The sequence below is a fragment of the Citrobacter sp. BIDMC107 genome (assembly GCF_001037575.1).
Lineage (GTDB): Bacteria > Pseudomonadota > Gammaproteobacteria > Enterobacterales > Enterobacteriaceae > Citrobacter > Citrobacter freundii.
Map to the genome: position 1 here is coordinate 240,046 of NZ_KQ089849.1, position 20,322 is coordinate 260,367.

19 protein-coding genes, 3 pseudogenes and 1 other annotated feature are annotated in these 20,322 nt (G+C 51.6%); of the genes and pseudogenes, 7 read left to right on the forward strand and 15 right to left on the reverse strand.

From position 1 onward, the window contains the following. Window positions 1-21: 21 nt before the first annotated feature. The 6 genes from trpA to trpL all read right to left on the reverse strand — a co-directional run bounded on the left by trpA (window position 22) and on the right by trpL (window position 6,690). Window positions 22-828: a tryptophan synthase subunit alpha gene (trpA, locus tag SK39_RS22030; protein WP_003020647.1), complete on the reverse strand. Its 807-nt coding sequence runs from the start codon at window positions 826-828 to the stop codon at window positions 22-24. Next, window positions 828-2,021, reverse strand: a complete 1,194-nt coding sequence (gene trpB, locus SK39_RS22035) for a tryptophan synthase subunit beta (protein ID WP_003020645.1) — start codon at window positions 2,019-2,021, stop codon at window positions 828-830. The genes trpA and trpB overlap by 1 nt, the downstream gene beginning before the upstream one ends. A 10-nt stretch (window positions 2,022-2,031) precedes the next feature. Further along, window positions 2,032-3,390, reverse strand: coding sequence for a bifunctional indole-3-glycerol-phosphate synthase TrpC/phosphoribosylanthranilate isomerase TrpF (gene trpCF, locus SK39_RS22040; RefSeq protein WP_048217563.1), 1,359 nt, complete (start codon window positions 3,388-3,390; stop codon window positions 2,032-2,034). 3 nt (window positions 3,391-3,393) lie between these two features. Beyond that, window positions 3,394-4,989: a bifunctional anthranilate synthase glutamate amidotransferase component TrpG/anthranilate phosphoribosyltransferase TrpD gene (gene trpD / locus SK39_RS22045; protein WP_003020639.1), complete on the reverse strand. Its 1,596-nt coding sequence runs from the start codon at window positions 4,987-4,989 to the stop codon at window positions 3,394-3,396. Next, a complete protein-coding gene (locus SK39_RS22050) occupies window positions 4,989-6,551 on the reverse strand; it encodes an anthranilate synthase component 1 (protein ID WP_048217498.1) in 1,563 nt (520 codons plus the stop codon). Before SK39_RS22050 ends, trpD begins: the two co-directional genes overlap by 1 nt. Window positions 6,552-6,574: 23 nt before the next feature. After that, window positions 6,575-6,669: a sequence feature (Trp leader region), on the reverse strand. Further along, window positions 6,646-6,690 carry a trp operon leader peptide gene (gene trpL, locus SK39_RS27215; protein ID WP_191229385.1) on the reverse strand — a complete coding sequence of 15 codons (45 nt, stop codon included), beginning with the start codon at window positions 6,688-6,690 and terminating at the stop codon, window positions 6,646-6,648. It overlaps the preceding feature by 24 nt. Before the next feature lie 135 nt (window positions 6,691-6,825). On the opposite strand from trpL, the gene rnm reads away from it, so the two are divergent. From rnm to SK39_RS22075, 5 genes are all read left to right on the forward strand, one after another. Beyond that, a complete protein-coding gene (rnm, locus tag SK39_RS22055; RefSeq protein ID WP_048217499.1) occupies window positions 6,826-7,704 on the forward strand; it encodes an RNase RNM in 879 nt (292 codons plus the stop codon). Next, window positions 7,701-8,321, forward strand: a complete 621-nt coding sequence (locus SK39_RS22060) for an L-threonylcarbamoyladenylate synthase (protein ID WP_003020628.1) — start codon at window positions 7,701-7,703, stop codon at window positions 8,319-8,321. The genes rnm and SK39_RS22060 overlap by 4 nt, the downstream gene beginning before the upstream one ends. A 352-nt stretch (window positions 8,322-8,673) precedes the next feature. Then, complete coding sequence (locus SK39_RS22065; RefSeq protein WP_046671245.1) at window positions 8,674-9,405, forward strand: HNH endonuclease; 732 nt, start codon at window positions 8,674-8,676, stop codon at window positions 9,403-9,405. Window positions 9,406-9,430: 25 nt separating this feature from the next. Beyond that, the gene (locus tag SK39_RS22070; protein WP_048217500.1) at window positions 9,431-10,057 is read left to right on the forward strand and encodes a hypothetical protein; all 627 of its coding nucleotides are present in this window, start codon (window positions 9,431-9,433) and stop codon (window positions 10,055-10,057) included. A 117-nt stretch (window positions 10,058-10,174) separates the two neighbouring features. After that, on the forward strand, window positions 10,175-10,618 hold the full coding sequence (locus SK39_RS22075) for a hypothetical protein (RefSeq protein WP_003841269.1): 444 nt from the start codon (window positions 10,175-10,177) through the stop codon (window positions 10,616-10,618). Between the two features lie 28 nt (window positions 10,619-10,646). Here the strand turns inward: SK39_RS22075 and SK39_RS26385 are convergent. The 6 genes and pseudogenes from SK39_RS26385 to SK39_RS22095 all read right to left on the reverse strand — a co-directional run. Beyond that, window positions 10,647-10,955: pseudogene (locus tag SK39_RS26385) on the reverse strand (integrase core domain-containing protein); the annotation flags it as partial. Between the two features lie 16 nt (window positions 10,956-10,971). Further along, window positions 10,972-12,048, reverse strand: a complete 1,077-nt coding sequence (locus SK39_RS22080) for an IS110 family RNA-guided transposase (protein WP_000227969.1) — start codon at window positions 12,046-12,048, stop codon at window positions 10,972-10,974. A gap of 272 nt (window positions 12,049-12,320) precedes the next feature. Then, window positions 12,321-12,509: pseudogene (locus SK39_RS26395) on the reverse strand (DDE-type integrase/transposase/recombinase); the annotation flags it as partial. Between the two features lie 80 nt (window positions 12,510-12,589). Then, the gene (ltrA, locus tag SK39_RS22085; protein ID WP_001189111.1) at window positions 12,590-14,098 is read right to left on the reverse strand and encodes a group II intron reverse transcriptase/maturase; all 1,509 of its coding nucleotides are present in this window, start codon (window positions 14,096-14,098) and stop codon (window positions 12,590-12,592) included. Between the two features lie 672 nt (window positions 14,099-14,770). Then, a pseudogene (locus SK39_RS26950) lies at window positions 14,771-15,459 on the reverse strand (IS3 family transposase); the annotation flags it as partial. A gap of 67 nt (window positions 15,460-15,526) precedes the next feature. Next, complete coding sequence (locus SK39_RS22095; RefSeq protein ID WP_053069603.1) at window positions 15,527-15,991, reverse strand: hypothetical protein; 465 nt, start codon at window positions 15,989-15,991, stop codon at window positions 15,527-15,529. A gap of 254 nt (window positions 15,992-16,245) precedes the next feature. On the opposite strand from SK39_RS22095, the gene rluB reads away from it, so the two are divergent. Continuing rightward, window positions 16,246-17,121, forward strand: coding sequence for a 23S rRNA pseudouridine(2605) synthase RluB (gene rluB / locus SK39_RS22100; RefSeq protein ID WP_016150338.1), 876 nt, complete (start codon window positions 16,246-16,248; stop codon window positions 17,119-17,121). Window positions 17,122-17,204: 83 nt separating this feature from the next. On the opposite strand, the gene cobO is transcribed toward rluB, so the two are convergent. Together cobO and SK39_RS22110 are read right to left on the reverse strand one after the other, a co-directional pair. Continuing rightward, window positions 17,205-17,795: a cob(I)yrinic acid a,c-diamide adenosyltransferase gene (gene cobO, locus SK39_RS22105; RefSeq protein ID WP_016150337.1), complete on the reverse strand. Its 591-nt coding sequence runs from the start codon at window positions 17,793-17,795 to the stop codon at window positions 17,205-17,207. Continuing rightward, on the reverse strand, window positions 17,792-18,553 hold the full coding sequence (locus SK39_RS22110; protein ID WP_003843987.1) for a YciK family oxidoreductase: 762 nt from the start codon (window positions 18,551-18,553) through the stop codon (window positions 17,792-17,794). The genes cobO and SK39_RS22110 overlap by 4 nt, the downstream gene beginning before the upstream one ends. 221 nt (window positions 18,554-18,774) lie before the next feature. Between SK39_RS22110 and sohB the strand changes: the two genes are divergently transcribed. Next, entirely contained in the window at window positions 18,775-19,821 is a 1,047-nt protein-coding gene (sohB, locus tag SK39_RS22115) for a protease SohB (RefSeq protein ID WP_003843986.1), read from the forward strand. A 110-nt stretch (window positions 19,822-19,931) separates the two neighbouring features. Here sohB and SK39_RS22120 read toward each other — a convergent pair whose 3' ends face one another. Continuing rightward, complete coding sequence (locus SK39_RS22120; RefSeq protein WP_003020616.1) at window positions 19,932-20,183, reverse strand: YciN family protein; 252 nt, start codon at window positions 20,181-20,183, stop codon at window positions 19,932-19,934. Window positions 20,184-20,322 lie beyond the last annotated feature (139 nt).

Consider the following 20,322-nt stretch of genomic DNA (forward strand, 5'->3'; position numbering starts at 1 on the left):
GTCTCTGGCGGTTGATTTAACTTACTGGTGGGTGGCGGCTTTCATCGTGCTGACAAACGCTTTCAGCTCAGCCAGCATCTGTTCCGGTGCCGCAACATTTTTCTCAATGATTTTCACAATTGCCGAGCCGGAAATTGCACCGGCAGCACCGGCTTCAATAGCTCCGGCTACCTGTTCAGGCGCAGAGATACCGAAGCCCTGTAAAGAAGGCGGTGCATCATATTGTTTCAGCTTTTCAACCAAATGATGCAGCGGTAATGCCGCACGATTTTCGGCACCGGTCACACCTGCACGTGAAAGCAGATAAGTGTAGCCGCGACCGTAAGAGGCAATCTGGCGTAGCAGTTCTTCATCAGCGTTCGGCGGGCAGATGAAAATCGGTGCGATGTTGTGACGCAGTGCAGCAGTTCTGAATGGCGCAGACTCCTCAACAGGGACATCGGCTACCAACACAGAATCCACACCCACTTTTTCGCACTGGGCGTAAAACTCGTCAATGCCCTTGCTGAAGACCAGGTTGGCATACATCAGCAACCCAATGGGAATCGTCGGATGTTTCTGGCGAATCAGCGCCAGCATCTCAAAGCATTGCGATGGTGTGACGCCGGCGGCAAACGCACGCAGGGTGGCTTCCTGAATGGTTGGGCCATCGGCCAGCGGATCGGAGAACGGAATGCCGAGTTCAAGCGCGTCGGCACCAGCTTCAATCAGCGTATCAATGATTTTCAGTGACTGCTCAACAGACGGATCGCCCAGGGTTACGAAGGGGACAAAAGCACCTTCTTTGCGGTCCTTCAGCTGTGCAAACAGGTTTTCGTAACGTTCCATCAGATTTCCCCTCGCGCTTTCAGAATATCGTGTACGGTGAAAATGTCTTTGTCGCCGCGACCGGAGAGATTAACCACCAGTAGCTGCTCTTTTTCCGGATTTTCACGCATCATTTTCAACGCGTGTGCCAGGGCATGGGAGGACTCCAGTGCCGGAATAATCCCCTCGTGCAGACACAGCGTTTTGAAGGCTTCCAGTGCTTCATCATCGGTTATTGAAACATAATCGGCGCGACCAATGCTGTTCAGGTACGCATGCTGTGGCCCGACCGATGGGAAGTCGAGCCCGGCGGAAATAGAGTAAGACTCTTCAATCTGTCCTTCTTCGGTCTGCATCATCGGGGACTTCATGCCGAAGTAAATCCCGACACGACCATGTTTCAACGGCGCGCCGTGTTCTCCAGACTCAATCCCGTGACCGCCTGGCTCTACGCCAATCAAACCGACGCTGGTTTCATTAATAAAATCGGCGAACATACCGATGGCGTTAGAACCGCCACCCACGCAGGCGATAACGGCGTCCGGCAGACGACCTTCTTTTTCCAGAATCTGCGCCTTGGTTTCTTCACCGATCATCCGCTGGAACTCACGCACAATAGTCGGGAAGGGGTGCGGACCTGCCGCTGTACCGAGCATATAGTGCGCGGTATCGTAGCTGCCAGACCAGTCGCGCAGCGCTTCGTTACAGGCATCTTTCAGCGTTGCGGAACCGCTGTGAACGGGGATAACTTCTGCACCCATCAAACGCATACGGAAAACGTTCGGCGACTGACGTTCAACATCTTTCGCGCCCATGTAAATACGGCATTTCAACCCCAGCAGTGCGCTGGCGAGAGCAGATGCAACACCGTGCTGCCCCGCGCCTGTTTCGGCGATAATTTCCGTTTTACCCATGCGCTTCGCCAGCAACGCCTGGCCCAGCACCTGGTTGGTTTTGTGCGCGCCGCCGTGCAGTAAATCTTCACGCTTGAGATACAGCGTCGTGTTGGTGCCTTGAGTAATGTTCTGGCACTTGGTCAGTGCGGTTGGGCGACCCGCATAGTTTTTCAGCAGGTCTGTAAACTGCGCCTGAAATTCAGGATCTTTTTGCGCGCTGACAAAAGCTTCTTCCAGCTGGCGCAGGGCAGGCATCAGAATCTGTGGCACATACATACCGCCAAATTCACCAAAATACGGATTGAGTAATGTTGTCATGTCCTTTTCCTTAATATGCGCGCAGCGTCTGAAAGACCGAAGCCAGAAGACGTGCATCTTTGATGCCCGGCTGTGACTCTACGCCAGAATTGAAATCGAGACCGGCACAGCCGGTTTTTGCCGCGTCAACGCAGTTATCTGCGCCAAGTCCGCCAGCCAGTAATACGTTATCCAGCGATTGTCCGCCTAAAAGTGACCAGTCGAAGCGTTGCCCGCTGCCGCCCTGACCGTTGTCGAATACGTATTTATCGACATGCTGATAATCCCGGGCTGGCAACTTATCGCTGACGCTGAGCGCCTTCCAGATTTGTACCTGTGCGGGTAGCGCATTGCGTAGCGCGTCTACGTAGGCTTGATCTTCGCTACCATGCAGTTGCACGGCCGTGAGTCCCAGAGCAGCCGCTGTTTCACGTACGTCGATAATATCTGTGTTGCGAAACACCCCGACGTATTGCAGCGGCGCGCCGGTCATGACCTCTCGCGCTTGCTCAACGCTAACCGCGCGTGGCGATGTGGGTACAAAAATCAGTCCGCCATAAATCGCGCCGGATTTATACGCCGCGTTGGCATCCTGAGCCCGGGTTAAACCGCAGACTTTATTCTCGCCGAGCAGTACGCGACGCACGGCAGCGTGCAGATCATCATGCGACATCAGCGCGGAACCAATCAGAAAACCGTTGGCGAAGTGGCTGAGCTCGCGCACCTGACCATAGGTATTGATCCCGGACTCGCTGATGACGGTCACACCGTGGCCCAGGCGCGGCGCAAGCTGGCGGGTGCGATTCAAATCAATCGACAAGTCGCGTAAATCGCGGTTGTTGATACCAACGACTTTGGCGCCCAGTGCGATAGCGCGCTCCAGCTCTTCTTCGTTGCTGATTTCGGTCAGTACGCCCATTTTCAGGCTGTGGGCGACGGCGGCGAGTTGACGATATTGTTCATCATCGAGGACCGACAGCATCAACAAACAGGCGTCCGCCTGGTAGAAACGCGCCAGGTAAATCTGGTAAGGATCGATAATAAAGTCCTTACACAGAACAGGTTGCGGCGCGATGCGGCTGACGATAGGCAGGAAATCAAAACTGCCCTGGAAATATTTCTCATCGGTCAGTACGGAAATCGCGGAAGCATAATGTTTATAAACGCCCGCAATCTGTGCCGGATCGAAGTCATCACGGATCACGCCTTTTGACGGAGATGCTTTTTTACATTCCAGAATAAAGGCGGTGCGCGCACCTTGCAGCGCATCGTAGAAATCACGAGAGCTGGGTTGAACATCATTTTGAAAGCTGGCCAGCGGTTGTTGCTGTTTGCGGGCTTCTACCCAAATCGCCTTGTCTGCGACAATTTTCGCTAAAACGGTTTGCATCATTTACCCTCTTGCTGCCAGTGCAGTGACACGGTCATAGGCCGCACCGCTGCGCAGTACATTAATCACGGTTTGCGCATTGGCTTTTAAATCTTCTTCACCGTGCAAGCGCATTAACATGGCGACATTCGCGGCAACAGCGGCTTCATGAGCGGCTTCACCTTTACCTTGTAACAAGCGACTAAGAATGTCACGGTTTTCTTCCGGTGTGCCGCCAGCCAGCTGTTCCTGGTGGTAAGGCGTCAGGCCAAAGTCTTCTGCCGTCAGTTGATAACTCTTGATTTCCCCATCGTGCAGCTCTGCCACAATGGTCGGTGCATGCAGCGAAACTTCGTCCATGCCACCACTGTGCACTACGGCTGCCCGCTGATATCCGAGCACACGCAGCGTTTCGGCAATCGGCAGCACCAGCTCCGGGCTGTAAACGCCGATCAGCGCCAGCGGCGGATGTGCCGGGTTAATCAACGGGCCGAGCACGTTAAACAGCGTGCGGGTTTTCAACTGCTGGCGTACCGGCATGGCATGGCGAAAACCGGTGTGGTATTTCGGCGCAAACAGAAAACACACGCCGAGATCGTCAAGCGCCTGACGGGATTTGTCGGCGTTCATATCCAGATTGATGCCAAATGCCGCTAATAGATCCGAAGAGCCTGACTTGCTGGAGACGCTGCGGTTGCCGTGTTTGGCAACTTTCAGTCCGCAAGCCGCAGCAACAAAGGCGCTGGCGGTAGAAATATTGATGCTGTTGCTGCCGTCGCCGCCGGTACCGACAATATCGGCGAACAGATAATCAGGGCGCGGGAATGGGGCTGCGTTTTCCAGCAGCGCGGTTGCCGCACCGGCAATTTCATTCGGGTGTTCGCCACGAATTTTCATGCTCACCAGCGCCGCAGCCAGTTGTTCCGGCTTCAGTTCACCGCGGACCACGGCGGAGAACAGCTGGTGGCTTTCCTGCTGAGACAGCGTCTGCGCCTGGTACAGTTTCTCCAGAATTGGTTGCAGCGTATTGGTTTGTTCAAGCTTCTGTTGCGCCCAGGCCAGCGTTTGTTCCAACAGACGCGCGCCCTGGGTGGTCAGAATGGACTCCGGATGGAACTGGAAGCCGCAGACGCGATCGGTATCGTGACGCACCGCCATCACCATGCCGTTAAAGTGGGCGTTAATGGTTAATCCTGCCGGAACGTTGCTGCCAACCAGCGAATGATAGCGTGCCACCGGCAGCGGATTCGCCAGACCAGCAAACATTGCCTGACCGTCGTGTTCAATGCTGGACGCTTTGCCGTGCAGGATTTCTCCAGCCTGGCCCACATATCCACCATAGGCCTCAACAATGGCCTGATGTCCCAGACAAATGCCGATGATTGGCAGCTTGCCGCGCAGACGGGTTAACAGCTCCGGCATGCAACCTGCTTCGCTTGGCGCACCTGGGCCTGGAGAGAGCATCAGCACAGGATTTTTCATCGTTGCTAAGCGGTCAATCAACGTCTGGGCCGGAATATGGTTGCGGTAAATCACCACGTTGTGACCATTAGTACGCAGCTGATCCGCCAGGTTATAGGTAAAAGAGTCGATATTATCGAGCAGCAGAATGTCAGCCATTAGAAGGTCTCCTGTGCGTGGTGCGCGGTGGCGATAGCACGCAGAACCGCGCGCGCTTTATTACGGGTTTCATCGGCTTCAGACTGCGGTACAGAATCCAGAACAATCCCGGCACCGGCTTGTACGGTGGCAATACCGTCTTCCACGAGGGCGGAACGAATGACAATACAGGTATCCAGATCGCCATGAGCCGTGAAGTAACCTACCGCGCCGCCGTAGCTGCCACGGCGACGACCTTCTGCCTCGGCGATAAGCTGCATAGCGCGAACTTTTGGCGCTCCGCTTAACGTGCCCATATTCATACAGGCGCGGTAAGCGTGCAGCACATCCAGATCGCTACGCAGCTCGCCTACCACACGCGAAACCAGGTGCATTACGAAGGAGTAACGATCGACTTTGGTGAGGTCAGCAACATAGCGGCTGCCAGGCGTACAGATGCGCGCCAGGTCGTTACGCGCAAGGTCAACCAGCATCAGGTGCTCAGAAAGCTCTTTATGGTCGGTACGCATCTCCAGCTCGATACGGCTGTCAAGGTCGCGGTCAAGCGAACCGTCCGCACGACGACCACGCGGGCGAGTGCCGGCAATCGGGTAGATCTCAATCTGGCGGCTGGTGGCATCGTATTTCAGCGAGCTTTCCGGGGAGGCGCCAAACAGCGTGAAATCGTTGTCCTGCATGAAAAACATGTATGGGCTGGGGTTACTTTTCTTCAGCACATAGTAGGCTGCCAGCGGTGACGGGCAGGGCAGCGAGAAACGTCGGGACGGAACTACCTGGAAAATTTCGCCCGCGCGAATCGCTTTTTGCATGCCACGTACTACGGCGCCGAACTCTTCATCGCTCTGATTGCACTCGCAGCGCATCTGCGGGACTTCAGTGACCGGCAACGGCGGCGCAGGCTCGGTAAGCTGCTGGCTCAGCTGCGCCAGACGGGCGTTAAGTCGCTGTTTTTCCGCATCATTGGGGGTAAAAACACTGGCCTGAATTCGGGTGCTTTTTTTCTGGTGGTCGATAACCATCAGCGTTTCTGCCAGATAGAAGCAGTAGTCAGGACAACGGTTGCCCGCTTCAAGCTGAGGTAAATCTTCAAAACCGGCAACCAGGTCGTAGGAAAACAGACCGCCGAAGAACATCGCTTCACGTTCTTGAACAGGAACATTCACCAGCCCCTGCAGTATGCGAAAAGCATCAAATACGGAAAGAGAACATAAACGGGCGTCTTCATCCAACAGCGGGCTGACGGCAGGGAATCGCAGATGACGACCATTCGTCTGTTTTTCATTCTCAACGCCAGCGGGCAGGGCAGCATCCAGCAAGGGCAGCAGCGATGCGCCGTTTGCGGATAACGTCTGAATAGTGACAGTGTCACCGAGAGCGGTAATGCGCAATGCGCTGTCGACTAGCAGCAAGCTCTTCAGATCGTCTTTGCTGTCGATATCTGCAGATTCCAGCAGCAGCGTTGCCGGACGTGCGCCACATACCTGATGAAACAGCGACGTCGGATTCTCACGGTAGGCGGCATCGCAGGCAAGCAGTTCGAGTATCGGTTTTTGTGTTTGCATCGTTATTCTCATTAATTTTGTTCAAAAAAAAGCCCGCTCATTAGGCGGGCCGGGTATCTGGTTGCAAATTGCAGACGTAAGACACTGCCCGAAATCAGGAAGTGCGCCACCAACCGTGCAGAAAAAATGTTGCTTTCATTGCAGATACCTTCTTCATGTGAACTTGCGTACTAGTTAACTAGTTCGGTGGAATAAAGTCAACACCTGATTTCAGTATATTTGCCGAAACCGCTATGATGGGCGTGTTACGACATTTATTGAAACGGGAGCCGCCTTGAGCGACACGAATTACGCAGTGATTTATGACCTGCATAGTCATACTACAGCCTCCGATGGGCGATTAACCCCAGAAGCCTTAGTACACCGTGCGGTAGAGATGCGAGTCGGTACACTGGCGATCACCGATCATGACACCACGGCGGGCATTGCGGCGGCAAGAGAAGAAATTTCACGTTCGGGATTAGCGTTAAATTTGATCCCTGGTGTCGAGATATCAACTGTCTGGGAAAACCATGAGATCCATATAGTGGGTCTGAACATTGATATCGCCCATCCCATGATGTGCGATTTTCTGGCGCAACAAACGGAACGTCGTCAGCAGCGTGCGCGCCTGATTGCCGAACGACTCGACAAAGCGCATATCCCCGGCGCGTGGGAAGGGGCGTTGCGCCTGGCTGATGGCGGGGCGGTTACGCGGGGCCATTTTGCGCGTTTCCTGGTGGAATGTGGCAAAGCCACAACCATGGCGGATGTCTTTAAAAAATATCTTGCCCGTGGGAAAACCGGTTACGTTCCGCCACAGTGGTGTACAATAGAACAAGCTATTGATGTCATTCATCATTCTGGCGGTAAGGCTGTTCTGGCTCATCCTGGGCGGTACGATCTTAGCGCTAAGTGGCTGAAAAGACTGGTTGCACATTTTGCTGAACATCGCGGCGACGCGATGGAAGTAGCGCAGTGTCAGCAGTCTCCCAATGAACGCACCCATCTGGCGACGCTTGCGCGTCAGCATCAATTGTGGGCATCGCAAGGGTCTGATTTTCATCTACCCTGCCCATGGATTGAGTTGGGTCGTAAACTTTGGTTGCCCGCAGGCGTAGAAGGCGTCTGGCAACTTTGGGAGCAGCCCAAGATCACAGAGAGGAAAGTATGAGCCAGTTTTTTTATATTCATCCCGAAAACCCGCAGCAGCGGCTGATCAATCAGGCCGTTGAAATCGTGCGTAAAGGTGGGGTGATCGTCTATCCAACCGATTCCGGCTATGCGTTGGGCTGCAAAATTGAAGATAAAGGCGCAATGGAGCGCATTTGCCGCATCCGTCACCTGCCGGACGGGCACAACTTTACGCTGATGTGCCGTGACCTGTCTGAACTGTCGACCTATTCGTTTGTCGACAACGTGGCCTTCCGTTTAATTAAAAACAACACGCCGGGCAACTACACCTTCATCCTGAAGGGGACGAAAGAGGTTCCGCGCCGCTTGTTGCAAGAAAAACGTAAGACCATCGGCCTGCGTGTACCCTCAAACCCGATAGCACTGGCGCTGCTTGAAGCGCTGGGCGAGCCGATGCTCTCCACGTCACTGATGCTGCCGGGTAGCGAATTTACCGAGTCAGATCCGGAAGAAATTAAAGACCGCCTGGAGAAACAGGTGGATTTAATTATCCACGGCGGATATCTCGGCCAACAGCCGACCACGGTCATTGATTTAACCGACGATTCTCCGGTGGTGTTGCGTGAAGGCGTCGGTGACGTTAAACCTTTCTTATAAGGGCGTGAACCGCTATACTACGCGGCCTTAAAATGGCGCTGACTGGCGCCGTTGATTCTCCTGTTCGACGCCTGTGAAGGCGCACAAGGTGAATATTAAACCATTTAAAATCAACTACTTAATTTCATTTAGTTAATGGCTGTTACCAGATTGTGTGACAGCCAATAGCCACACCTCGACTCTCATGGTGTATGTACACTTTTCCCTTCAATATTACGCTTATGCCGAATGGTTCTGCACGTTGACTTATCATCAACGCCCTGAATGGTTTCTTATACCTAAAGCAGATAGTTGCATATACTATGCTCGATAGTTAACCTGAGATAAATCTTGGGATGCAAGAGTTATGATGATGTCTGCAAAATCCAAACGAACATACAAGTATGGGGATCAACCTATAAGAATAACTACTGTACAAGTTGTCGCAGAACAGTTCGGAGGTGCTGCAACGGCTAATCAAGTGGATGATTATCTTAGAGGGATATTCCCGCATTATAAAGACGATACTCGCCTTAACCTTATTGTTAACACGGTTAACTGCAATCGGAGCTACTGGAGTTTCAACAAAACAGCCAGACGAACGGATAATGTAACCCATCGTCATCACCAGTATGACCGCTTATTCAAGCGAGGGAACATTTTTGAAATCTATGAACCCTCAGTTCATGGTATTTGGGAGTTATACCAGGATCAACAAGGCAAATGGTGTTACCGCAAGGTAAAATCTGAGTTTGAAAAGGCTGTTGATGCTGCGTCAGAACTGCTCCCGTCAGAACGCAAAGAGATTTTAGAAGCTGAGAGTAAAACTCCTGAGCTAATCGAAGTTACAACGCGAGTTTATAAGCGAAGCCCCTATGTAGTTGCTGAAGTTCTTTTAAGAGCTAATGGTAAGTGCCAAAGCTGTCAGCGTGATGCACCTTTCCTGAAAGAAGATGGTACTCCATTTCTTGAGGTTCACCACATTGAGTGGCTTTCTAAAGGGGGAGAGGACTCCGTGGAAAATGCTATAGCATTATGTCCAAACTGCCATAGGCAAGCTCATCATGGTGTTTTGGAATTAGTGGCGGTTAACAAGCAAGATTGAACACAACTTCTCGCACAGGATGTCCATGAAAAAACTCGAATGGGGTAAATACGCGCTGATCTATCTTGCGGGGTTTCTGACCAGTTTCAGTGGAGTTTTAGATAGTTTAGTGAAAATTCCTTCCTCCTATAAAGAATTAAAGAATACGTACATCTACGATAGCGAATTTTTAACAGGTCAATGGTCAACAAATGCTGAATACTCAGCGGACAGTGGCGAACTGGGATTAGATCCTTCACAACCAAAGATGACTTTGAGTATGGAGGCATCCGAGGACGGAAGCGCGAGCGGTGAAATGATGAGTGAAAAAATCTGTGATGCTCTACCGCTTACTTGGGACATTAGGCTTGAAGCAGACGCGCCAACATTCCGTGATTTCTTCCTTAACCGAAAGTTTTATTTGAAGCAGTTGCATGAAGGCAGAATGCAAACTGTTGCAGTATTGGAATTAATTAACGAGGATAGAAAGCGTGGTGCAATGACGTTTAAAGTTGTTGGTGATGGTACAGGTGCACTACCAAAGCAAATAACATTGGCCAAAAACCTCCCTCAGTTTAAGTCTGATTTCAAAGAGTTGTCCGATTATTGTGCAGAATCACCAACGAAATTCTGGAAGGATTATTATCAGAGGCAAGGCAAAAAGTTTCCATGATAAAGGGGGCGTTGCGCCCCTTTACGTGTTATCGGCTATCCTCTCAAAGCCTGTAACCACATCATAAGCAAATGAAGCTGGCTTCCTGTCATAGCTGGCAATACAAGAGAAAATGTGATGAAAATATTAGCTCTACTTGTTTGTTTTATAAGTTCTTTGGCATTTGCTGATGAGACAGGAGGTACTCAAAAAACGAAGATTGTTGTACCACCTGATTTCTTGAAACAGTTCTTCACCATAACCAGCGTGAAAATTTCAACACTAGATGGTTATGTCCCGATAGTGGAAACAGGAAATAAGGTTGTTAAACTTCCTGCGCAACGTATAGATTCTCTCAACTATACAGTGAGAGTTGATTCAACTGATGCAGGTTTTATCAATGATGTGGCTAGTAGTGACCACGGTATAAAAGGGATATTGGTTTGTAATAACCCTTCAATAAAATCACTGATTATGAGTAAAAATGCCGTTGTTTTAGTATCCGTTGAGAATAAAGAGGGGGAACCTATGTCTGTGACGCTATATGACAGCGAAAGTTGCAAGAAAAAATCGAATGCTTAGGGGGACTTACACTGTTGGTTTGTAGTGGTCAACTAAAACTGGCCACGGCTTTAGAGTTTTTCCAGTATCGGTTTTCCGATTCGTTTGGGGGCAACCCACCGTTATAGTCATGCGGCCTTAGCGAGCTGTAATACCCGACGATATAGTCTGTGATCGCATGAGCAGCATCGCTAAAGTTTATATAACCTGTCACTGGCACCCACTCGTTTTTCAGACTACGGAAGAAGCGTTCCATCGGGCTGTTGTCCCAACAGTTTCCACGTCGGCTCATACTCTGCCTGATCTGGCAACGCCACAGTAACTGCCGGAACTGCCTGCTTGTATAGTGGCTACCCTGGACGCCCTTCTAAGAGTCAAGCTGTTATCGGGATACTGTTGATCCGCCTGTTTTGATTGCGCAGTAACGTGTAAACTTCGCGGGAGATATATCGCTTTAGACAGCGTATCGCTTCCATTTTTGTATGTCCTTCGGCTACACGCCTGGCGACATATTCCTTTGTTTTTGCGTCAGTTCGTAAGCGTCCGATGGCGATGATGTGAAGTGCACTATTTGCAGCACGATCTCCACCACGATTAAGTCGGTAACGGTTCGTTTTTCCAGAAGAAACGGGGACCGGGCTGACACCACACAGTGCCGCAAATCCTGATTCTGATCTTAACCGTTGAGGATTGTCTCCGGCAGTGATCAGCAACTGTGAAGCGCTTTCGTATCCGATAGCATTACGTTTAATCAGCTCAGGTGCCAACTCGTCGACAATTGCCGCAATCATGACATCCAGATCAGCGATTTCGTCATGTAACTCGAGATAGCGTCGGGCAAGGGACTTTAATGAAATGCGATAAACGTTGGTTACATTGCGGTATTCACTGGCATCAGGTCTCCAGGAACCCAGGGTCCTGATGAGCTGCATGCGCGTCATATTTCTGAGCTGTTCACGTAATTCATCCGGGGCAGAGATAATATTTGAATGGATAATCTGGAGAGCGACTCTGCGGGCTGATATTGCTGTTTTTCGGCAAGTTTTTAATACCCGCAGGGACTCAATCATGCCATCACGCGTTTTGGGAGTAACTGTCCTGATGCCTGAGAATGCTGCATGAGCGGCACATTCAGCATCAATTGTGTCACTTTTACCCCGTTTGCGTCGCTCCATCCGGTCTGGAGCAGTCACCTCAAGAACTTCTAACCCGGCGTTCTGAAAATAACGAAGCAAACCGGAACCATAGGTACCTGTGCACTCAACACCAATTCGCTTTAATGTCCCAAACGAGGTCATCCATGCCAGCATCTGCCGGTAACCTTGTCGTGTTGTGGAGAAATACTGAGTCCCAAGGACTTTATTGTTCTGATCTACGACAGCGGCAACGTGCAAATCTTTATGTGTATCCACGCCACCCACAACGGCAGCTTCGGTAACTTTATCAACCATGACAGAGCTCCTGTGAGGAAACAGAGTTGAATCTCCAGACAGATAACCCGGACAGGACAGTAACGAGACAAGCCGTCAGGCCCTTCTTGAGTCACGCGCATCGGTGAGGAGATGCCTCGCATGAAGGCGCTTCCGGCAACCGACGGGTCCAGGGCAGGACACAAAAGGTCGATCGCTGTGTGAGTCAGGATGCGGGAAGGTCTTCACTGCATCAGTAATCACACCAATCTGGTTAAACGGCAAACTAAGTGGTGGTAAAGACTGACATCGGCATTATTACTGTCACTGTGGAACATCACTCCGGCTGGTTTACCGCGAGCTTCCCACGCCATTTCCAGCGCTCTGATGGTCAGCTTGCTATCCGGCGAGAATGACATTGCCCAGCCCACTGGTTTCCTTGCGAACAGATCGAGAACAACTGCAAGGTAAGCCCAACGCTTGCCTGTCCAGAGTAGAGTAAGAGGCAGGGCGTAGTCGGACTATTTCCCTGCCTCTCCTCCCCGAACCGGACGTGCACCTTTCAGCGCATCCGGCTCTCCATTTAAATGCTGGCGAACGCCATTGCCACTTCTGTAAAGCGCGATGTATACGTGTTTCTGGTCTCCGTCCTCAGATAGGGATTGCCTTCGGGTAGCCGCCAGCGGAACAGCTTCTTGCCTTGCCCCACCAACCGGTACAGTATTTCGCCGCTGAGCTTGCCGTGATTGGTTTTACCAAATAAAACCCACGTTTTGCTCTGACCCGGTTTCGGTGATTTACACCACCACCTCATCAGGGAAGCGATACCTGTACGGTATTTGCGGGCCAGCCAGTGAGCCAGCTTCCAGAACACGACACGGTCGATATAACTGAAGACTTTGGCCTTAAAATCAACGAACTGATAGAACATGGCCCAGCCTTTCAGTTTTCGGTTGAGTTGTTCAGCCATATCGACTTTGCTTTCACTGTAGTTGCCTGATAACAGTGCTGTCAGCGATGCGGCGAAGTTTCTGGCTTTCTCCTGCGGGATCGTTGAGACCACTCGCATCTCGCCATAACGACTGCGTTTGCGAATGATCCTGTGCCCCAGAAAGATAAAGCCGTCATTAACATGGGTGATTTTAGTCTTATCCATGTTCAGCCTGAGTTTCAGACTGCCTTCGAGCACACCCCGACACTCCTCCCTGATGGCTTCCGCCTGTGCTTTGGTGCCTTTGACGATGAGGACAAAATCATCGGCATAGCGGCAGTACGCCACCGCGGGTTTCCACTGCCAGTTTTCTCTGACCGCCGTACTTCGGCCCCGTTGGATACTGTTATTCCAGTACCACCGATCTTTTCTGGCTTTCCCGCTCAGGTAGCGCTCATGCAGGTATTGATCGAACTCATTCAGCATGATGTTCGATAATAGCGGCGATATAACACCGCCCTGTGGCACACCTTCACTGGCCGCCCGAAAGAGACCGACATCGATATGTCCCGCCTTGATGGTTTTCCACAGCAGAGTCATGAAACGTGCGTCACTGATCCTGCGGCGTACAGCCTTCATCAGCAGTCGATGATGTACGGTGTCGAAGTAACTGGACAGGTCGCCTTCAATCACCCAGCGTCCCCGGGTTTCACCGCAGTCTGTGAGCTGTAATTTCACCGTGCGGATCGCGTGGTGGACACTGCGCTCAGGCCGGAAGCCATATGAGAGCGTATGAAAATCACTCTCCCATATCGGCTCCATCGCCATCAGCATGGCCCGCTGAACAATACGATCCCGCAACGCGGGGATACCCAGTGGTCGCAGTTTGCCGTTGCTTTTAGGGATGTAAACCCGTCTGGCGGGCAAGGGCTGGTAGTGGCCTGAGAGTAATTCATCCCTGAGGATTTGCAGTTCAACAGCCAGTCTGGCCTGTAGCATTGTTTTGTTCACGCCATCAACGCCGGGGGTATGCGCCCCCTTTGATGAAAGCGTGATCCGCGCCGCTTCAGCCAGCCATTCTGGTTGTGTTATCAGACGCAGCAGCCGTTGAATCCGTAGGGACGGATCGGTGGCTGCCCATGTGGCAAGCTTGCGTTGCATTTCGCTGATTATCAAAGGTCTTCACCTCGTTAGGTCAGTTAATTCACGTCGCAAACACATTCAAACTGCTTCCCTTCGCCATGTAATGGGCTTTCCCCATCGCGGACTACTACGGAAGCTCCGCCAGCCAGCGCGTCATCGGAGCCATGCCCCCTTAACATCCGTCGCTGACCTTCCCCGGTTTACCTGCCTGGACTCAGGCATACTGAGGAGGCTGCCCGTCGCACTCTTTATCCTTGCTTGCCGCAAGTTGGCAGAAGTCAGCAACGCAAGCGTGATAGACGCTGCTGCCCCGGTGTTTCGCATACATGTCAAAACACCTTCGACCGGCAGTGCTTACGTATCACTGCCAGTTCCTCCTGCACGGCCTGTCAGATCACGTAGGCCGTGGTGACGTTTTCAACCCACAGAGGCGGATTAACGGGTTCATGTTCTTCAGCCTTTCAGTACTTAACCTTGAGGATCATCTCGGCTTAGTGATCTCGCCTCAATCCCCGTTGTCAGCGGGTTACATCACCCTGCGGGCATGCCGCAGGTCACTGCCGCTCAGGTTCTCCACCGTCACACCCGGTGGGATTGTTGGGTTTCTCATCGTGAGTTACCGGTTCAATATTCCAGACAGACTCGCGGTTCATTTAAGCATCCATGCCCGCCCTGAACTCCGGGCACACTGTACGTCACATCGCCGCACCACACCTGGTTAGGTTCTGTCACTGCGAACTGTCGCTCAAGGCGATTCGGGATAGCGATGTGTTCATGACCAACACGTTTATACCGGTGGGTAGGCTGCTGACAACTCACCAGCCCCAGTTCTTTCATGAGCCTGCCAGCAAGCCAGCGTCCCATTCTGAAGCCTCTCAGGGTTGCCATAATGGCGATACTTCTTGCGCCAGCAGAGCCATGGCTGATGTTATGCAGCTCCCGAACCTGGCTGCGTAACACAGCTCGCCAGCCGTCTGGCTTTTCGGCGCTTTTCTCCCAGTATTTGTAGCTACTGCGATGAACCCCGAACACGTGGCAGAGTGTGACCACAGGATACTGCGCTCTGAGTTTCCCGATTAACGAGAATTGTTCAGGGAGTCTGACATCAAGAGCGCGGTAGCCTTTTTTAATATGTCGTTTTCCATTTCAATGCGTTGTAGCTTTTTCTTCAGCTCACGTATTTCAATCTGTTCCGGGGTTATAGGGGAGGCTTTAGGTATTTTGCCCTGTCGTTCATCCCGCAACTGCTTTACCCATCGCGTCATGGTAGAAAGACCCACATCCATAGCACTGGCCGCAGCTGCAACGGTGTAGTTCTGATCAAGGACCAGTTGAGCGGATTCACGTTTAAACTCTGCGCTGAAATTTCTTTTTTTCATTGAGGCACCTGTAATGTTCTGAGGTGAGCATATCACCTCTGTTCAGGTGGCCAAATTCAGTAAACCACTACACAATGAGTTGGCGATATTGCAGCAGATCTTTCGAAAAGAATGCTTCATAGGCTTGCGCGACGGTCGCGCGGCTCATATCAAGAGCAGCGCCCACTTGATTAGCAAGGGGCAAATCATCCTTGGAAAGTTCCAGTTTCTTCATGTGAAGACTTGCAAGCACTTCGTTTGCCATCTGATCGCTACCATTCATCATGCGTTGGAAGTGTGCTTCTGAGTAACCTTGAGCTGCATAAATCGTATCAGAAGCTGATAAAGGAGAATCAGGATTAATGTTTCTGTGCCATTGCCCTAACTCAGGCAGACGCTTCACTTCGTCAACATCCCTTTCGAGTGCCTGTAGAAGGTAGTTGTCAAAGTCCTGCTTAGTGGCGGCTCGGTAGCCCTGCATTTTGCGTTTGAACTCTTCGAGGCTCATCTTTCCATTCTGCACAAGGGGAATGAAAGGGCGGATTTGATTCATGATCACTTCTGCTTGCTTTAGGCTATCAGTACTGAGACTTAAGCGCACAAAAGTTGTTGAATCATTTAGTCTAAAGTTAGTGTAGTATGTGCGCCCACGAATCATTGTGTGTGACAGCTTGTGTGACACGTTGTTTGCCATGCTGTGTACCATGAAAGAGTTACAGATCAGTGAGTTAAGTTGATGTTTTAGCTAACTCGTTGTTTTAGAAAGTATACCAGACGCCTGTGAAGGCGACACCTAAAGGAAGCTCTATGAGCGAAAAGTTACAAAAAGTGCTGGCGCGCGCTGGCCACGGTTCTCGCCGTGAAATCGAATCTATTATTGCCGCGGGTCGCGTGAGCGTTGATGGCAAAATTGCCACGCTCGGCGATCGCGTTGAAGTCACTCCGGGTCTGAAAATCCGTATCGACGGTCATCTGATTTCGGTTAAAGAGTCTGCGGAGCAAATCTGCCGTGTTCTGGCCTATTACAAGCCAGAAGGCGAACTGTGTACCCGTAACGACCCGGAAGGTCGTCCGACCGTGTTTGATCGTTTACCAAAACTGCGTGATGCGCGCTGGATTGCCGTAGGGCGTCTGGACGTGAATACCTGTGGTTTACTGCTGTTTACCACCGATGGTGAACTGGCTAACCGTCTGATGCACCCAAGCCGCGAAGTTGAGCGTGAATATGCGGTACGTGTGTTTGGTCAGGTTGATGATGCAAAACTGCGCGATCTGAGTCGTGGCGTGCAGCTGGAAGATGGTCCGGCGGCATTTAAAACGATCAAGTTCAGCGGTGGTGAAGGGATCAACCAGTGGTATAACGTCACGCTGACCGAAGGACGTAACCGTGAAGTCCGCCGCCTGTGGGAAGCTGTAGGTGTACAGGTAAGCCGTCTGATTCGTGTCCGTTATGGTGATATCCCGCTGCCGAAAGGCCTGCCGCGTGGTGGCTGGACAGAGCTTGATCTTGCTCAGACCAACTATCTGCGTGAACTGGTGGACCTGAAGCCGGAAACGACCTCTAAAGTGGCCGTCGAGAAAGATCGTCGTCGCATGAAGGCGAATCAGATCCGTCGTGCGGTGAAGCGCCACTCTCAGGTCGGCGGCAGCCGTCGTCCGGGTGGTCGCAGCAACAACGGTTAATCATGACCAGGCCTGATAAGCAAAGCGCCATCAGGCGTTAGCGTGGAGCCGGATGCGGCGCAAACGCCTTATCCGGCCTACACTCAATAATCGATTCCTGCTTGGGCTTTCACGCCCGCTTCAAACGCATGCTTGACCGGGCGCAGCTCGCTAACCGTGTCAGCTAACTCCAGAATATCGCGATGACATCCACGGCCGGTGATAATGACCGTTTGATGGGCTGGGCGCGCTTTCAGGGCATTGATGACCTCTTCAAGCGGCAGATAGTCGTATGCCACCATGTAGGTTAGCTCATCCAGTATCACCATATCCAGTTCATCGTCGGCCAGCATCCGCTTGCCGTGTTCCCACACGGCCATACAGGCTGCGGTGTCAGACTCGCGGTTCTGCGTTTCCCAGGTAAATCCTGTCGCCATAACCTGAAACTCTACGCCGTGGGGTTCAAGTAAGTTACGTTCTCCGTTTGGCCACGTACCTTTAATAAATTGTACGACGCCGACTTTTTTACCATGGCCCACAGCGCGCGTGGCGGTCCCGAATGCGGCGGTGGTTTTACCTTTACCATTTCCGGTGAACACGATGATAATTCCGCGCTCATCTTTCGCTGCGGCAACGCGTGCGTCAACCCGATCTTTTACGCGCTGTTGACGTTGCTGATAGCGTTCTTCACTCATTGGGCAATTCCTGGTTTACGGCCCGGCTGGGCATCAAAAGTCATACCGGTTTTACGGCGGCTGTCATCGCCCATCAGCCACAGGTAGAGCGGCATAATATCGGCGGGAGTTTTCAATTTTTGCGGATCTTCCGTTGGGAATGCGCTGGCTCGCATGCCAGTTCGCGTCCCACCAGGATTGATACAGTTTACGCGCAGATGACGGTTTTGATACTCATCAGCCAGAACCTGCATCATCCCTTCGGTCGCAAATTTTGAGGTGGCATATGCTCCCCAATTGGCGCGTCCCTGGCGACCGACACTGGAAGAGGTAAAGACCAGCGATCCGGCATCGGATTTGAGTAACAACGGCAGCAATGCCTGAGTCAGCATAAAAGTGGCATTTACATTTACCTGCATCACATCCTGCCAGACCTGCGGGTTTTGTTCACTCATTGGACAAATATCGCCGAGTAATCCGGCGTTATGCAGTACGCCATCCAGACGCGGGAAATGTGCAGCAATGCGCTGCGCAAGCTGGTGACATTCTTCAGAGGTACAGGTCAGTAGATCCAGTGTAAACCACTGTGGTTGTGTTCCGTTTTCATCGGCGATAGTGCGGGCAACCTGACGCAGTTTTTCTTCGTTACGCCCAAGCAGGATAACGGTCGCGCCATAGCGTGCATAGGTCTGCGCGGCTTCGCGTCCGATACCATCGCTGGCACCGGTGATAAGAATAATGCGGCCCTGTAGAAGGTCTTGTTTAGGTTGGTAATGCACGGCTACTCCTCGGCGACGTCCTGGATATCTCGTTCGCGATAACTTTTGGGCTTTATGCCTTAAACCCTGTACTTTTTCAATCAGCCAAAGGCAATAACACCGCAAAATGAACGCTTTGTCATGCTTTTTACTGATTCAGCACTGGATGTATGAAGCAAGACGAGGTGACACGCCTGTTGTACACTGAGCGGAAGTCGCGTTGTTTAACCAAGGTGGGTCTCGTGGAATTGTTGTCTGAATATGGGTTGTTTTTGGCAAAAATTGTCACTGTCGTGGTGGCTATTGCAGTGGTGGTGATGCTGATCGTAAACGCGACACAACGCAAACGTCAGCGTGGGGAATTGCGGGTTATTAACCTCAGCGATCAATATAAAGAGATGAAGGAAGACCTGTCGCTAGCCTTATTGGATGGGCATCAGCAAAAATTCTGGCATAAGGCGCAGAAAAAGAAACAAAAGCTGGAGGCGAAAGCGGCTAAGGCAAAAGCGAAACTGGGTGACAGTACGTCATCAGATAAACCTCGTGTATGGGTGCTTGATTTTAAAGGCAGTATGGATGCCCATGAGGTCAGCGCATTACGCGAAGAGGTGACGGCTGTGCTGGCGGTTGTTAAACCTCAGGATCAAGTGGTGGTTCGTCTGGAAAGTCCGGGTGGTGTGGTACATGGTTATGGCCTGGCTGCGTCCCAGTTACAACGTCTGCGCGATAAGCAGATCCCGCTGACCGTTACGGTGGATAAAGTCGCTGCGAGCGGCGGATATATGATGGCCTGCGTGGCGGATAAAATTGTCTCGGCGCCGTTTGCAATCGTCGGCTCAATTGGCGTGGTGGCGCAGATCCCGAACTTTAACCGCTTCCTGAAAGGGAAAGATATTGATATCGAACTGCACACCGCCGGACAGTATAAGCGTACGTTGACCTTACTCGGTGAAAACACGGAAGAAGGGCGGCAGAAATTCCGCGAAGATCTGAACGAAACGCATCATCTGTTTAAAGATTTTGTGCAGCGCATGCGTCCGACTCTGGACATTGAGCAGGTTGCCACCGGTGAACACTGGTTTGGTCAACAGGCGCTGGCAAATGGGCTGGTGGATGAGATCAATACCAGCGATGAGGTGATCCTCGGGCTGATGGAAGGTCGTGAAGTGTTGAACGTTCGCTATCTGCAGCGTAAAAAGCTGATGGATCGTTTTACCGGTAGTGCGGCGGAGAGCGCCGATCGTTTGCTGATGCGCTGGTGGCAGCGGGGGCAGAAGCCACTGATGTAAAATTGTCATTGCCGGATAGCGATGCTCATATATCTCCTATCCGGCCTACAAATATGCACCAATATAGGCTGGATAAGGCGATGCCGCCATCCGGCAAATTATTACTCGTGTTAATCGATCAAGTGATACTTTTCGGAAAGTACGTGCGCCAGGTGTTTAAACATATTAAACACCGCCGTACTTTTGGGCGTTGGTAGCCCTTGCTCGTCTAAAAAGTAATCTCCGCTGAAAACCAGCACGCCGTTTCGCTGCGTAACGCCGGTGGCGACAATCCCCGCCAGCGTGTCCTCATGCTCACGAATGATTTTGTTGGCTTCAATCAGCAGTGTTTCGCGATCGATGGGTTGAGTGTCTTTATGCATGATTTACTCCTTAAACAAGGACATTAGTCTACGCTGAGCCCGCCTTATGGGCAAATATTCCCTGACATAAATGAAGGTTTTACGACAGTGTTACAACTGGCGAGATTTGTTTTTGCATGCTAATAAAGTTGCGTAACGC